We start from the raw sequence: 14,258 nt of genomic DNA, 5'->3' as shown, positions 1-14,258 counted from the left end.
CCGATAGTCAGGCCAGTGTAGGGTGAGGCTGTCTATTCTGTCTTATGCTTGTTTATCACTCATGCATAACAAAATGTTAACCATTGTGGAGGGGCTGTGCGTTTAAATCTCAAGCAAATCGAAGTGTTCCGCGCCATCATGCTGACCGGCTCGATCAGCGGTGCCGCCAAGCTGCTGCACGTTTCACAACCGGCGGTCTCACGGCTGATTGGCTACACCGAACAGCGGTTGGGTCTGACGCTGTTTGAACGCATCAAGGGGCGTCTGTACCCGACCCCGGAGGCTCGTCACCTGTTTGTCGAGGTCAATTCGGTCTATCAGGGCGTTCAGCGGGTTAACGAAGTGGCTGAGGACCTGATCCAAAACCGTATGGGCCACCTGCGTATCGCCTGCAGCCCAAGTCTGGGGCAAGGCTTGATCCCCAGCGCCATCGCAAAATTCCACGCGCAATTGCCCGAAGCGCGGGTGATACTGCACACCATGATCCCGGACGTGCTGTTGCAGGCGGTGCTGACGCAACAGGTTGAACTGGGGGTCGCTTTTCTGCACGAAGGCCATCCCAACGTGCATTCGCGCCAGCTGTATGAAAACCGGCTGGTGGTGGCGTTGCCTGCTTCCCACCCATTAACCGCCAAAAATGTGATAGGTATCGAGGATCTGATCGACCAGCCTTTTATTGGCTATGGCGCCGAGATCCCGATCGGTCAACTGGTGCGCAAACTGTTAAGCGACGCCGATATCATTCTGCGCCCTACCGTCGAGGTGCAGCAGATCCACGTCGCCTGCGCACTGGTACAGGCCGGGGTTGGCATCGCGCTGATCGATGAAATTACCGCCAACGGCCCGGTGTGGACCAAGGTGGTTTTCCGGCCCATCGCCCCCACTGCCAAAACCCCCATCAGCATCGTACACGGCATGTACGAGCCCCTTTCACGACTGGCTCAGGCGTTTATTGCCACCCTCGAATCAGTGCAGATCCACTGGTCGCGCTAACGCATTTCATCACCGCTCCCCAGGGTGCTCGCGACTGATTTTTTGCGCCTGAAGCATGGGTTAACATTGTGTTATACGCAGGTGATAAAAAGTAATGCGACATTTTGGTTAACCGCCCCCTAGTATCGAATTCCGGTAGCGCAACTATTCACAGATTATTCATTCAAGCGCAATCTCACCGATACTTTCAGGAGCACAGACCATGGGGCGTGTTTTAACACTTAACGATGTGGAGGCCGCGGTAAAAGGCGGTTCGGTATTTGCCTGCGGCGGTGGCGGTTGGGTTGCCCACGGCCTGGAGCTTGGGCGACTGGCGGTGACCATTGGCCGACCGGAACTGGTCAGCCTTGAGGAATTGAACGACAACGACTGGATTGCTACCGCGGCAGCGATTGGCGCCCCCGGCGGCCTGACCGACTGGCAAATGCTCGGCGTCGACTACGTTAAGGCCGTGCAGTTGGTGCAGCAGGCACTGGGCGCCCCTATCGCCGGATTGATGGTTGGGCAGAACGGCATGTCCAGCACCCTCAACGGCTGGTTGCCTGCCGCGATCCTCGGTTGCAAGGTCGTCGATGCGGTCGGCGATCTGCGTGCCCACCCTACCGGTGACATGGGCTCCATCGGCCTGGCCTCGAGCCCTGAACCGATGATCCAGGCTGCCGTCGGCGGCAATCGGGCCAAAAACGCCTATATCGAACTAGTGGTGAAAGGCGCCACGGCGAAGGTGTCGCCGGTGCTGCGCAAAGCGGCAGACATGTCCGGCGGCTTTATCGCCAGCTGCCGCAACCCGATACCAGCCGGCTACGTGCGCCAACACGCTGCGCTGGGGGGCATCAGCCAGGCGATTGCCTTGGGCGAAAGCATTCTGGCGGCAAACGGCAACGGCATCGTCGAGACCATCTGTCGCCACACCGGCGGCAATATTATCGGCAGCGGCAAGGTTACCGCCAACAGCCTGCGTTATACCGAAGAGGCGTTCGACGTCGGCATCGTGACTGTCGGCCAGGGCAAGGACCTGCGCCGTATCCATATCATGAATGAACATATGGCGGTGGAAGACGCCCACGGTGAGCGTCTCGCCAGTTATCCAGACGTGATCACTACCCTCGACAAGGCCGGCAACCCGGTAAGCGCCGGGCAGTTAAAACCAGGCATGGAAGTGGTGATTTTCCATATGCATCATTCTCAGTTCCCGCTTTCCTCGTCGGTCACCGATCCGGCGGTTTATCCGCCGGTAGAGAAAACCCTCGGGATTGACTTACGCAGCTACCTGCCGACGGGAGATGCCGCATGAAAAGAGCCTTTAAAGTGACCTCGGGCACCGAGCTGCGCTGCCTGGGCTGGCGGCAAGAAGCGCTGTTGCGTCTATTGGAAAACGTGCTGGCCGTTGGCGAAAATCCCGACGAACTGGTGGTATATGCGGCATTGGGACGTGCGGCGCGCGACTGGCCGTCACACGATGCCATTGTTCATGCGTTAAAAACCATGCGTGAAGACCAAACCCTGCTGGTGCAATCCGGCACTGCAGACCCACGCTAATGCCCCGCTGGTGATCATGGCCAACTGCAATATGGTCGGCCAATGGGCGAAGGCGGAGAACTTCTACCGCTGGGAAAAAGAAAACCTGATCTGCTGGGGTGGACTGACCGCCGGCGACTGGCAATATATCGGTTCGCAGGGGGTGATCCAGGGGACTTATGAAATCTTCTCGCGTATCGCCGAACGGCATTTCGCTAACGATCTGCGCGGCCGCTTTATCCTCACCGCCGGGCTGGGCGGCATGGGCGGTGCGCAACCGCTGGCGGGCACCCTGGCCAACGCTGCGATTCTGACCGTCGAGGTCAATCAGGCCAGTATCGACAAACGGCTGAAAAACGGCTTTTTACAGCACCAGGCGAAAGATCTCGATCAGGCACTGGCGATGATCGCCGCCGCTCAGCAGCGCAAAGAGGCCTTGTCAGTTGGGCTGCTGGGCAATGCCGCCGAAGTCTACCCGGCGATTTTGTCCCGCGGCGTAGTTCCGGACATCGTTACCGACCAAACGGCAGCGCACGACCTGGTGTACGGCTACGTCCCCGCCGGTTACAGCCTTGAGCAAGTGGCGGCGCAACGCGAAGCGGATATCAATGCGCTGATGGACGCCAGCCGCCGCTCTATCGTGCAACACGTAGAAGCCATGATCGGCTTTATGGACCGCGGCGCGGTGGTGTTCGATAACGGGAATCTTATCCGCACCCACGCCCACCAGGGCGGCGTTGCACGCGCATTCGAGATCCCCATATTCACCGAGGCCTTCCTGCGGCCGCTGTTTTGTCGCGCCATCGGTCCGTTCCGCTGGATTGCGCTGTCCAACGACAGCAACGATATTCGGGTGATCGACGACTACCTGCTGCAGCGCTTTGCCGATAACCGCATCGTCAGCAACTGGATCACCCTGGCGCGCCAACATGTGCCCTTTGAAGGCCTGCCGGCACGCATCGCCTGGCTCGGTCACGGGGAACGCACCGAGCTGGCGCTGGAAGTGAACCGCATGGTAGCGGCCGGCCGTCTTTCCGGTCCTATCGCCTTCACCCGCGATCATCTCGACGCCGGGGCAATGGCTCACCCGAATATCATGACCGAAAAGATGAAGGACGGCTCCGATGCCATCGCCGACTGGCCGCTGCTCAATGCGTTGGTCAACTGCGCCTCCATGGCGGATTTGGTGGCAATCCACTCCGGCGGCGGCGGTTACAGCGGCTATATGACCAGTTCAGGCGTCACCACCATCGCCGATGGCAGCGCCGCTGCGGAGCAACGCCTGCAATTGTCGATGACCAACGACACCAGTACCGGCGTGATGCGATACGCCGACGCCGGTTATCAGGAGTCACTCGACGAGATTGCCGAAAAATCCCTGCCCTATATCTCACTGCCTCGCGGAGAACAACGATGAATAAAAGCACGGTTCCGCCCATCTCCCCCCTGTTGGCTGCCAACGCCGCCGATACGCCGCGCAAAAGCCGTGGGCGTAAAGCGATTGCTGCCGCTTCCATCGGCAACGCGCTGGAATGGTATGACTTCTCGGTGTACGCCTTTTTCGCCGTGTACATCGCGCAGAACTTCTTCCACCCCAACGATCCCGGCACCCAGCTGTTTGAGGCCTTTCTGGCCTTCGGTCTCGGTTTCGTCATTCGCCCACTCGGCGCCCTGGTGATCGGCGCTTATGGTGATAGGGTTGGCCGCAAGGCCGCCCTGACGCTGACCATCATGACCATGGCCGTCGGCACGGCAATCATTGCCTTTGCACCGCCGTACAGCGCTATTGGTATAGGCGCACCTTTATTGATCCTGTGTGGCCGGGTGCTGCAAGGGTTTTCCGCCGGGGGAGAGGTGGGCGGCGCGGCCGCATTTTTAATCGAGCACGCCCCCGCACACCAGAAAGGCCAATACGCCTCCTGGCTGCAGGCCAGCATGGGGATCTCCAATATCCTGGGCGCATTGGTCGCCACCGCGGTCACCCTGACGCTCAGTCACGAACAGGTAGGTGACTGGGGATGGCGTATTCCGTTCATCATCGGCTTGTCGATCGCCCCGATTGGCCTGTGGATGCGTAAAACCCTGGAAGAAACGCCGCTGTTTGCCGAAGAGCAAGCCCGGCGTCAGCGGGAACAATGCGCTCCGGAAAAGCCACTGAGACAGCTGTTCCGTACCCATCGTCAGGCCGTGCTGCTGGGCACCGGGTTGTCTATTCTGTGGGCAGTGAGCGTTTACGCGCTGATTATCTATATGCCGATTTACGTTCAGCGTGTGCTGCATTTCGAGAGCCATCAGGCGTTTTTGGCGGCACTGATCGGTAACTGCTTTATGGTGGTTTGCTGCGTAGCGGCAGGTGCCTGGTCCGATCGCATCGGTACCCTGAAAATCCTGCAGGCCGGTGCCGCCTTGTTACTGGTTGCCAGCTACCCCTTGTTATTGCTGCTTGACGCTTACCACACCACCGCAATGCTGATCCTGGTACAGACACTGTTTTGCATGCTGGTGTCGCTGTTCGTCGGCGTGGCCCCTGCGGCACTGTCCGATCTGTTTCCCACCCAGGTACGGGCCAGCGGAATGTCGGTGTCCTATAACCTGGCGGTGACGGTGTTCGGCGGCTTTGCGCCGGCGATCCTGACCTGGTTGACCCAGAATACCGGCACCCGCTTTGCACCGGCCTGGTACGTGATGATCGCCAGCTTACTGGCGCTGATCACCCTCTATTTTATCGCCCGCCGTCCGGCGCAGCAGCCCTGAAACGAATAACGCTACAACAACATAAAAATCAATAATAAGGGTTTACTTATCATGCCAGGAAAATTCGCTTTATCGCTGTTGGCCGCGCTGACGCTCGGTTACAACCCGTTTGGCTTGGCCACCGTCACGCTCGATGGACACTCTATTACCCCGCACCTGATTGCTCAGGTCGCCGACGGTGAAACGGTGAGCGTCACGCCCGTCGCCATGGAGCGCGTGACACGGTCACATCAGGTGCTGATCGAAGCTGCGCAGAGCGGGCTGAAAATCTATGGGCTGACGGTGGGCGTCGGATTAAACAAGGACCGGCCGATGGTCGACGTCCACGGAAAGCTGACGCAGGAGGTGATCGACGCATCGAAAAAATTCAACGTCGGCCTGCTGCATGCCCACTCTGGTGGCATTGGCGAAGCCATGAGCGTCCGCGTCGCGCGGGCCACCATGGTCACCCGGCTCAATGCCCTGTTGAGCGGTGGCGGCGGTGTCCAACCGGCGATTGTCGACGCCTATGTCGCTTTTCTCAACAAAGGCATCACCCCGGTGATCCCGGCGGACGGTTCGGTGGGCGAAGGAGATATCACGGTGATCAGCCACATTGGGCTGGCGATGCTCGGCGAAGGTGAAGTTTATTATCAAGGTAAAAAAGTGGCGGCCAAAGCGGTGCTGCAAAGCAGTCAGACACCGGCCATTGCCCCTTATGCCAAAGACGCGCTGGCGATCCTCAGTTCCAATGCCTATTCCGCAGCTAGCGGTGCTCTGGCTCTGGATTCGCTGTCCCACCTGATGCAGGTTAATACCTTGACCTATGCGCTCAGCCTGCAGGCGCTGAACGGTAACCTTTCTCCGTTTCTCGCCAATACTCTGGCGCTACGTCCTTACCCGGAAGTGGCGGCCATGGGGAAAAACCTGCGCGAGTTGCTGATCGGCTCCAGCCTGTGGCAGCACGATGACAGCCGTCCCTTGCAGGATCCGCTGAGTTTTCGCTCCGGCGTCTATCTGCTGGCGGAGCTCCAGCGCAGCTATCAGCAGGCTTACGACCAGTTGCTGGTGCAGTTAAACAGCTCCGACGACAACCCAGGAGTGGCACTCGACGTTACGGCACCGTCGCAGCGGCCGCAGGAGGCGGTAGGCTACGTCAGCAAAGGCAGCCTGCAAGGTGCAGTGCTGCCAAGCGCCAACTTTGAACCGCTGCCCTGGGTACTGGCCTTTGAGCAATTGGGATTGGCGCTGGCGCATAATTCGCTGGCCAGCGCTCAACAGGTGATCAAACTGAATAACCCGGCGTTTACCGGCCTGAGTCGTTTTCTCGGCACCGACCACACCGTGCACGCCTTTGGCGCGATGGAAAAGCCGGTCATGATGCTGGCGATGCGGAGCAAAGAACTCGCCATGCCGGTGTCGCTCGATTATTTCCCGGTCGCCGGCGATATTGAAGACATCGCCACCAATGCACCATCGGTGGTGGCTCGCGTTCAGCAGCAGGTGGACAACGGCTATCAATTGCTGGGGATCTTGTTGGTGCACGACGCTCAGGCAGTGGATTTGCGCCAGCAGCGACACAACGGCTTTACGCTATCCGCCCCTACCGCAGCACTCTATACCGCGGTGCGCAAGCAGGTGCCGTTTATCGAGGTTGACCGCCCGCTGGCGCCAGACTTCGCCGCGGCAGAACAGGTGCTGCGCCAGTACGGTAAAGAGTGACTTGACCACGATCAGCCTCAGGGCACGGACGACGGCGCCCTGATCAACCCCGGCAACACCAGTGCCAACGCCGCCGCTATGCGAGTGTCGATATCGCTGCCCGGCGGCAACAGGCCAAGCGCCATCTGGCGTAAGGGTTCTGCTATCACCATCGCCAGCAGCAGATCGCTGGTTTTCGCGCAATCCAGTTCACGCAGCCAACCACGCCGTTGCTGGCGCTGCAGCCAGTCAGCCACAATCGTCCTGCCCCGTTCAATGCCGTTGCGCTGATAAGCCGCCAGCAAATCTTCACGCCCCGGAAATTCACTCTGAAGCAGGCGAAACATCCCCACCGCCTGCTCGCTCAGCACCTGTCGCGCAATGGCCTGCAAGCCCTGAGACAACAGCGTCGGCAACTCTGTCGCCCGCTGGGCGTCCTGTTCAAACACCGGCGCAAAAGCGTCGGTCCAGCTAGCGATCGCCTGCGTCACCAGCGCATCGCGGTTCTCGGCAAAGCGATACAGGGTTTTCTTCGCCATGCCCGCCCGCTTCGCCACCGCGTCCACGGTGGTGGCGGTATAGCCCTGCGTCAGCAACAACGCCAGAGTGGCCTCCACTGCCGCCGCGCGTAACTCCCCTTCCGGAGCCGAGGGCCTTCCACGCGAACGCGGTTCGGCTTCCACTTTATTTGCCATCACAGTTCCTCGAAATTGTTGACAGAGTCATCATACCGGCATAGCTTTATTTAGGAAACAAATATCGTTTCCAAATAAAAAAGGATGAGCGTGATGACACATCAATCACTGATGCTGCCCTGGGGCGTAAATGATATCAACGAGTTGCTCAAACCTGAACCGCTGCGGCTGGAGATGGGGCTGACGCGCAATAGCGACGGGTGGTTGACCGTGGCAATCCGTACCGATCTGCACGGCTGCAAGGGCCGCATGCTGGATTGGTGGTTTACCTTTTTCGAAACCACCCAGCACATCCGTTGGTGGCATCCGCACGATCATGTCGAACACCGCGGCTGGGACCAGCACTGGAGAAAAGGCCAAAGCTACGTGGGTGCCAGCATCAACGCGGTGGAATGGTTAGCCGAATTGCCACCGGTTCCGGCCCGCCTCAAATTCCACGCGGCAGAAGACTTTTTTGCCCCACAAGCTTTGCAACAGGCGCGGGATGGTCAGGCGTTATCCGCCGCCGTATGCGCACGGATCGGCTTTGGCGAGCAGGTGGCGCTGGACGATAACGGCGATCCGCTCGACGGTGAAATGCTGCATCTGGCACGCGACACCTCCTATGGTTGCGTGCTACGCAGCCGTTTTCTGTTGGGGAAATCCTGTGCCAACGCACATGAAGAACTGCCGGACGAGGTTGGCTTTAATCTGATGCGCCATTGCTACAATGAATTCAGCTATCTGGCGCAATTCCTGCCTTCGCTGTACTACGCCGAAAACGGCCATGAGGCTGCCCCCTTACCCTGGTAATCATTCACCCCGGCGTTTTATTTTTCGCCGGGGTCGTTATAGTAAGCTCAACCTACAGGCTACAACGATAAACGACAGGTGAAGCGATGGAAAAACGGCGGTATTCAGGTGGCTGTCTTTGCGGGCATATCCGTTTTCAGGCCGTTGGCCAGCCCGGTAATCCCCACAGTTGCTCATGCGAGTTCTGTCAGCGCCACTCCGGCGCACCAACGTTGTGCTGGGTTGAGTTTCCGCGTGAAGCCGTCAGTTGGATCGGTACCGGCGGCGTGCCTGCCCTGTACCGTTCTTCGGACTATTCCAGCCGCGCCTTTTGCCCACGTTGCGGCAGTACTCTGGGCGCTGTCGATGACGCACCGACCGTCGCGTTGGTCACCGGCAGTTTTGATCGCGGTGAGCTAGCGGCGCTGCGCCCCACTGCGCATTCCTTTTCCGATGGCTGCCCCGACTGGTGGAAAATCGACGACATCATCTGAGGCCTTCACACTTCCCGCTTAAAATAATTGATTGTTTTGTCATAAGAATTTAGAACTGAATGACAATAATTCAAACGCACGGGAATGGGGATGGACACACAAACCACGGTTATCGACGCACGCCAGTCGCGTCAGGCCTTGCTGGCCGGATCGGTCGGCAACTTTATCGAATGGTACGAATTCGGCGTTTACGGTTTTCTCGCTACCGTGATCGCCGCCAATTTTTTCACCCTGCAGGGTGAAAGTGAAATTACCAGCCTGATCCTCACCTATGCCGCCTTCGCGCTGGCCTTTTTCTGTCGCCCGATAGGCGCCGTGATTTTCGGCCGCATCGGCGATCGCATTGGCCGCCGACCGACGCTGATCGCAGTCTTGTTGCTGATGACGGTGGCCACCGCCCTGATCGGCGTGATGCCGACCTATGCCTCCATCGGCGTTGCCGCCCCGCTGTTGCTGACCCTGTTGCGCATGTTCCAGGGGCTGTTCGCCGGCGGCGAATTCGGCGGTGCGGTTTCGCTGATGACCGAGTTCGCACCGAAGGGAAAACGTGGCCTGTTCGGGGCCTGGCAGTCGCTGACCGTGGCCTTCGGGCTGTTGGCCGGGGCCGGACTGGTAGCGCTGTTGGCTGCGCTTTTAACCCCTGAGCAGTTACATGACTGGGGCTGGCGCATCCCCTTTCTGCTGGCGTTGCCAATGGGCGCGGTAGCACTGTGGCTACGCTTAAAACTGCAAGAGACGCCGACCTTTACCCAGGCGCAACAAAACCTCGGCACCAAGGTGCAAGCCCCCGAGCTGAAGTTAAGCGGCGTGGTGAAAACTATCGCGATTGGCATTGGGCGCATGATGGGCTGGTCCGCTGCCGGTTACACCTTTCTGGTGGTGATGCCGTCCTACCTGCAAACCTCGCTGCACGCCACCTTCCAGCAGGCGCTGGTGGCGACGGTACTGGCTAACGTCGGTTTCGCCCTGACCATTCTGCCCGCCGGCATCCTCAGCGATAAGCTGGGGCGCAAAACGGTGATGCTGACGGCGGTAGTGGCGGTGATCCTGTTCACCTTCCCGCTGCTGCACCTGCTGCAGGATCCTCAAAGTTCGCTGCTGGCCAAAGGCATCGCGGTGATGATCGCCGGTGCTGTCGTCGGTTTACTGGCCGGCCCAGGTCCGGCAATGTTGGCGGAGATGTTCCCGACCCAGGTGCGTTATACCGGTCTGGGACTGGCCTATTCGCTTTCCAACGCGGTGTTTTCCGGCTCTGCCGGGCTAATCATCACCGGTCTGATCAAACAGACCGGCAACCTCGATATCCCGGCTTACTATGTGGTCGCCACCTCGGTAGTCAGCCTGTTCGCGCTGATGACCCTGCGGCGCGACGACCATCTCCGTTCACTCAACGAACGTTAACCCTGCGGGGCGCACTGCGCCCCTGTTTTATTGACAGGTGACTTGGATCACACCAACAAAATGTTAACGTTAACTTTTGTGATTAACATCGCAATCCCTGGCTTTGGCGGCTTTATTTGATTTAAAGTTAACGTTAACAATAGAGCCAATTTCATCCATCAGGGCATTCCCCATGAACCGCGAAACAAAAAAATATTATGTGCTTCTCAGCGGCCTGTTGTTTTTCTTCTTCTTCACCTGGTCATCCAGTTTTTCTCTGATCTCCATCTGGCTGAACCAAAAGATCGGCCTGAAAGGCACGGAAACCGGCCTGATCTTCTCGGCGATGTCAATCATGGCGCTGTGCGCACAGCCCCTGTACGGTTTTATTCAGGACAAGCTCGGGCTGCGTAAGCATCTGCTGCTGTTTGTCGGCGTGCTGCTGTTGCTGACCGGCCCGTTCTTTATCTACGTCTACGCCCCGCTGCTGCAAACCAACCTGGTGGCCGGTGCGCTGGTGGGCGGCGTGTTCGTCAGCCTGGCGTTCAATGCCGGCATTGGCGCGCTGGAGTCCTATACCGAAAGGGTCAGCCGGATCGTCGGTTTTGAATTTGGCCGGGCCCGCATGTGGGGTTCACTGGGCTGGGCCAGCGCGACCTTCTTCGCCGGCTTCATCTACAACATCAATCCGAATATCAACTTCTGGATCGCCTCGGCCTCGGCGGCGATATTTCTGCTGTTGCTGTGGCAGGTGCGCGAACTGAAGCCCAACGCCATGGCCGGTCTGGAATACGGCAAACCGGAAAATCTGAAGCTGCAGGACGCGCTGGCGCTGCTGCGCCTGCCGGGATTTTGGGCACTGGTGGTGTTCGTACTCGGTACCAGCATCTACGGCGTATTTGACCAGCAATTCCCGGTGTATTTTGCCTCGCAGTTCGCAACGCACGAAGAAGGCAACCGCATGTACGGTTTCCTCAATTCGCTGCAGGTGTTTCTGGAGGCTGGCGGCATGTTCCTGGCCCCCCTGCTGGTCAATCGCATCGGCATCAAACAGAGCTTGCTGCTGGCCAGCAGCGTGATGGCACTGCGCATGTTCGGTTCCGGCTTTGCCAGCGGCGCATTGATGATTTCCGCCATGAAACTGCTGCACGCCGTGGAGTTGCCTATCCTGCTGGTGGCAATGTTCAAATACATCACCACCCGCTTTGACAGCCGCCTGTCCTCGACGCTGTATCTGGTGGGCTTCCAGTTTATCAGCCAGATCGTCGCCGGCATCCTGGCGCCGCTCGCCGGTTACGGCTACGACCGTATCGGCTTTGCCGACACCTATTTGCTGATGGGCTGCGCAGTAGCCGGTACCACGCTGATTTCCTGCTTCCTGCTGCGCGGCGAAACCGTCGCCCGCACGCCCCAATTTCAATCAACGATAAAATCAAGTGAGCCAACCCAATGAAAAATGCTTTAGCTCAAGCCGATCACGCGGTCGAAGCGCTGCGCGCGCAACGTCAGGACGATTACTATCCGCAATTTCATCTGGCGGCGGCCGCCGGTTGGATCAACGACCCCAACGGTCTGGTGTACATCAACGGCGTCTACCATGCGTTCTATCAACATCATCCCTATGACCAAAACTGGGGCCCCATGCATTGGGGCCACGCCACCAGCAGGGATCTGGCGCATTGGCAGCATCAGCCGATCGCCCTGGCTCCCGGCGAAAGCTACGACAAAGACGGCTGTTTTTCCGGCTGTGCGGTGGATGACAACGGCGTATTGACGCTGCTCTACACCGGCCACGTCTGGCTGGGCAAAGAAGGCGATGACGACCAGGTACGCGAAGTGCAATGCCTGGCCACCAGCGAAGATGGCGTAAATTTCGTCAAACACGGGCCGGTGTTGCTGCCGCCGGAAGGCATTCAGCACTTTCGCGATCCGAAAGTCTGGCGTGCAGCTGATCGCTGGTGGATGGTGGTGGGCGCCAAAGAAAACGGGTTAGGCCAGGCTCGACTTTACCGTTCGAATGACCTGCGCGACTGGCAGTTCGATCGCGTCCTGGCGGGGGCACAATCGCCGCACCAGGGCTATATGTGGGAATGTCCGGATTTCTTCCCGCTCGCTGAAAAGCAGGTTCTGCTGTTCTCGCCGCAGGGACTGACAGCGCAGGGTTATCGCAATCGTAACCGCTTCCAGAGCGGCTATCTGCTCGGCCACTGGCGGCCCGATGAGGATTTCAGCGTCACCCAGTCATTCTGCGAGCTGGATGGCGGGCACGATTTCTACGCACCGCAAACCTTCACCGCCGCCGACGGTCGCCGCATGCTGTTCGCCTGGATGGACATGTGGGAATCGCCTATGCCGAGCAAACCCCACGGTTGGGCCGGTGCACTCACCCTGCCCCGTGAATTGACGCTGTCATGTGAAGGCAACGTACTGATGAGTCCGGCGCGTGAGCTGACAGCGTTGCGCGGCGAGCAACAGTCGTTTGACGCCGTGTCTGTACGTAACCAGCGGCAGGTGTTGACTGACGGGGTGCAAGAACTGACATTGACGCTAAACGTCGCCGCCAGCGATGCAGAGCGCTACGGCATCGTTATAGGCACCGCCGCACGGCTGTACGTCGATAATCAAACGCATCGACTGGTATTGGAACGTTTCAGTGAAGATCCGGGCCTGTGCGGCTGCCGCAGCGTGCCGCTGCCTGAGGCGGACATTTTGTCGCTGCGCGTCTTTATCGACCGCTCATCGCTGGAAGTGTTCGTTAATCAGGGCGAGGCCTGCCTGACCAGCCGTATCTACCCAACCGACGGGCAACGCAGCGTCACCCTGTTCGCCGAAGGCGGATTGGCGCAGTTTGGGGCGGCACAGGCCTGGGAACTGGAAAACATCTGGGAGTGATCTGAGACCAACTCAATGTGCAGGGCGCGGCGGTGAATAAACTGCGCCCTGTTGGGTTACAGCGACCCACGCAGTAATAACGGGCAGGCCACCTTCACCCTGTCGCTGTGATCCAATTGATTAATCAGATGCAGTGCCGCCTGTCGGCCCAGCTCATAATGCGGTAACTGCACCGTGGTCAGCGGCGGAAGGAACAACTGGCCAATACCAACCATATTGTCGTAGCCCAGCACCCCGACCTGTTGCGGGATTTCCCAGCCCTGCGCCAGCAACACCTGATACACCAAAAACGCCACCCGATCGTTGCCACACACCACCACATCGCAGTCGCGCCGCCCCGGCGAGAAGTGCCGTTCCAGCAATGCCACGCTGTCGCGGTAATGCTCGTCGCCTTCGGTCAGATCGAGATGATATTGCCGTAATTGATCGACGTCTCCACCCGCTTCACGCCAGGCGCGCTCCAGCCCGCGACGGCGCAACCCGGCCGCCAGGGTCGTTTCCGGCAGGTGAATACACAGCGGTGCGCGATAGCCTTTGGCGATCAAAGCACGCATGGCGTCATACTGGCCCTGCTCGTCATCGGGAATGTAACTGGCTACCGGGTGTTCCGGGCTGATGCAGTTGGCCAGCACCAGTTTTTTATCCAGCAACTTGGCCGGTATATCTACCTGGCGTAGCCCCATGGTAGTGAATATCACCCCGTCCGGCCGGTGTGCCAGCAGCAAATCTACGGTATGTTCCGCGCTGTCGTCGGCAAACAGGTTGACCACGAAGCTGTTCCAGCCGTGTTCACGCGCCGTTTTTTCAATCGACAGGATCATCTCTACCGAGAAGGGGGTTGTCGCGGTATCCAGCGCCAGCACGCCGAGGGTCTGAACCCGACTGCTGTCGCCGCGAATGCGTCGCGCCGCAAGATCGGGCACGTATTCCAGTTGGTCGATCGCCAGTTTGACGCGTTGGTAGGTTTCCGGCCGCAGCTTATCGGGCTCGTTGATGGCGCGGGATACCGTCATCAGGGATACCCCGGCAAGTTTTGCAACGTCTTTCAGCGAGGCCATGCGCCCTTCTCAATCTGGGATAA

General features: G+C 59.0%; 11 protein-coding genes and 1 pseudogene. 10 read left to right on the top strand and 2 right to left on the bottom strand.

The window, feature by feature from the left end:
* Positions 1-96 precede the first annotated feature (96 nt).
* From EBA31_RS10875 to hutH, 5 genes and pseudogenes are all read left to right on the top strand, one after another.
* On the top strand, positions 97-993 hold the full coding sequence (locus EBA31_RS10875) for a LysR family transcriptional regulator (RefSeq protein ID WP_122078990.1): 897 nt from the start codon (positions 97-99) through the stop codon (positions 991-993).
* Positions 994-1,195: 202 nt separating this feature from the next.
* Complete coding sequence (locus EBA31_RS10870) at positions 1,196-2,287, top strand: DUF917 domain-containing protein (RefSeq protein WP_116690662.1); 1,092 nt, start codon at positions 1,196-1,198, stop codon at positions 2,285-2,287.
* A pseudogene (locus tag EBA31_RS10865) lies at positions 2,284-3,928 on the top strand (urocanate hydratase). The gene EBA31_RS10870 and the pseudogene EBA31_RS10865 overlap by 4 nt, the downstream one beginning before the upstream one ends.
* Positions 3,925-5,265, top strand: coding sequence for an MFS transporter (locus EBA31_RS10860; protein WP_122078987.1), 1,341 nt, complete (start codon positions 3,925-3,927; stop codon positions 5,263-5,265). Before EBA31_RS10865 ends, EBA31_RS10860 begins: the two are co-directional and overlap by 4 nt.
* 51 nt (positions 5,266-5,316) lie before the next feature.
* The gene (gene hutH, locus EBA31_RS10855) at positions 5,317-6,966 is read left to right on the top strand and encodes a histidine ammonia-lyase (protein WP_122078985.1); all 1,650 of its coding nucleotides are present in this window, start codon (positions 5,317-5,319) and stop codon (positions 6,964-6,966) included.
* Between the two features lie 17 nt (positions 6,967-6,983).
* Here the strand turns inward: hutH and EBA31_RS10850 are convergent, their stop codons facing one another.
* Positions 6,984-7,640: a TetR/AcrR family transcriptional regulator gene (locus EBA31_RS10850; RefSeq protein ID WP_122078982.1), complete on the bottom strand. Its 657-nt coding sequence runs from the start codon at positions 7,638-7,640 to the stop codon at positions 6,984-6,986.
* 93 nt (positions 7,641-7,733) lie between these two features.
* On the opposite strand from EBA31_RS10850, the gene EBA31_RS10845 reads away from it, so the two are divergent.
* The 5 genes from EBA31_RS10845 (at position 7,734) to EBA31_RS10825 (ending at position 13,177) form a co-directional block, all read left to right on the top strand.
* Positions 7,734-8,432, top strand: a complete 699-nt coding sequence (locus EBA31_RS10845; RefSeq protein ID WP_122078980.1) for a DAPG hydrolase family protein — start codon at positions 7,734-7,736, stop codon at positions 8,430-8,432.
* A gap of 86 nt (positions 8,433-8,518) precedes the next feature.
* Positions 8,519-8,905: a GFA family protein gene (locus EBA31_RS10840; protein ID WP_122078977.1), complete on the top strand. Its 387-nt coding sequence runs from the start codon at positions 8,519-8,521 to the stop codon at positions 8,903-8,905.
* Between the two features lie 90 nt (positions 8,906-8,995).
* Positions 8,996-10,306 carry an MFS transporter gene (locus EBA31_RS10835; RefSeq protein ID WP_048762649.1) on the top strand — a complete coding sequence of 437 codons (1,311 nt, stop codon included), beginning with the start codon at positions 8,996-8,998 and terminating at the stop codon, positions 10,304-10,306.
* A gap of 172 nt (positions 10,307-10,478) precedes the next feature.
* A complete protein-coding gene (locus tag EBA31_RS10830; protein WP_122078975.1) occupies positions 10,479-11,738 on the top strand; it encodes an MFS transporter in 1,260 nt (419 codons plus the stop codon).
* On the top strand, positions 11,735-13,177 hold the full coding sequence (locus tag EBA31_RS10825; RefSeq protein ID WP_122078972.1) for a glycoside hydrolase family 32 protein: 1,443 nt from the start codon (positions 11,735-11,737) through the stop codon (positions 13,175-13,177). The genes EBA31_RS10830 and EBA31_RS10825 overlap by 4 nt, the downstream gene beginning before the upstream one ends.
* A gap of 56 nt (positions 13,178-13,233) precedes the next feature.
* On the opposite strand, the gene EBA31_RS10820 is transcribed toward EBA31_RS10825, so the two are convergent.
* Positions 13,234-14,235: a LacI family DNA-binding transcriptional regulator gene (locus EBA31_RS10820; RefSeq protein WP_122078969.1), complete on the bottom strand. Its 1,002-nt coding sequence runs from the start codon at positions 14,233-14,235 to the stop codon at positions 13,234-13,236.
* Positions 14,236-14,258 lie beyond the last annotated feature (23 nt).

The organism is Serratia sp. P2ACOL2 (genome assembly GCF_003691565.1).
GTDB classification, from domain to species: domain Bacteria; phylum Pseudomonadota; class Gammaproteobacteria; order Enterobacterales; family Enterobacteriaceae; genus Serratia; species Serratia liquefaciens.
This window is presented reverse-complemented; position numbering and strand designations above follow the sequence as displayed.

Bases quoted from the DNA above. Each gene is read 5' to 3' on its own strand.
- EBA31_RS10870 (WP_116690662.1), top strand. From the start codon at position 1,196: ATGGGGCGTGTTTTAACACTTAACGATGTGGAGGCCGCGGTAAAAGGC.
- EBA31_RS10860 (WP_122078987.1), top strand. From the start codon at position 3,925: ATGAATAAAAGCACGGTTCCGCCCATCTCCCCCCTGTTGGCTGCCAAC.
- hutH (WP_122078985.1), top strand. From the start codon at position 5,317: ATGCCAGGAAAATTCGCTTTATCGCTGTTGGCCGCGCTGACGCTCGGT.
- EBA31_RS10850 (WP_122078982.1), bottom strand. From the start codon at position 7,640: ATGGCAAATAAAGTGGAAGCCGAACCGCGTTCGCGTGGAAGGCCCTCG.
- EBA31_RS10845 (WP_122078980.1), top strand. From the start codon at position 7,734: ATGACACATCAATCACTGATGCTGCCCTGGGGCGTAAATGATATCAAC.
- EBA31_RS10840 (WP_122078977.1), top strand. From the start codon at position 8,519: ATGGAAAAACGGCGGTATTCAGGTGGCTGTCTTTGCGGGCATATCCGT.
- EBA31_RS10835 (WP_048762649.1), top strand. From the start codon at position 8,996: ATGGACACACAAACCACGGTTATCGACGCACGCCAGTCGCGTCAGGCC.
- EBA31_RS10830 (WP_122078975.1), top strand. From the start codon at position 10,479: ATGAACCGCGAAACAAAAAAATATTATGTGCTTCTCAGCGGCCTGTTG.
- EBA31_RS10825 (WP_122078972.1), top strand. From the start codon at position 11,735: ATGAAAAATGCTTTAGCTCAAGCCGATCACGCGGTCGAAGCGCTGCGC.
- EBA31_RS10820 (WP_122078969.1), bottom strand. From the start codon at position 14,235: ATGGCCTCGCTGAAAGACGTTGCAAAACTTGCCGGGGTATCCCTGATG.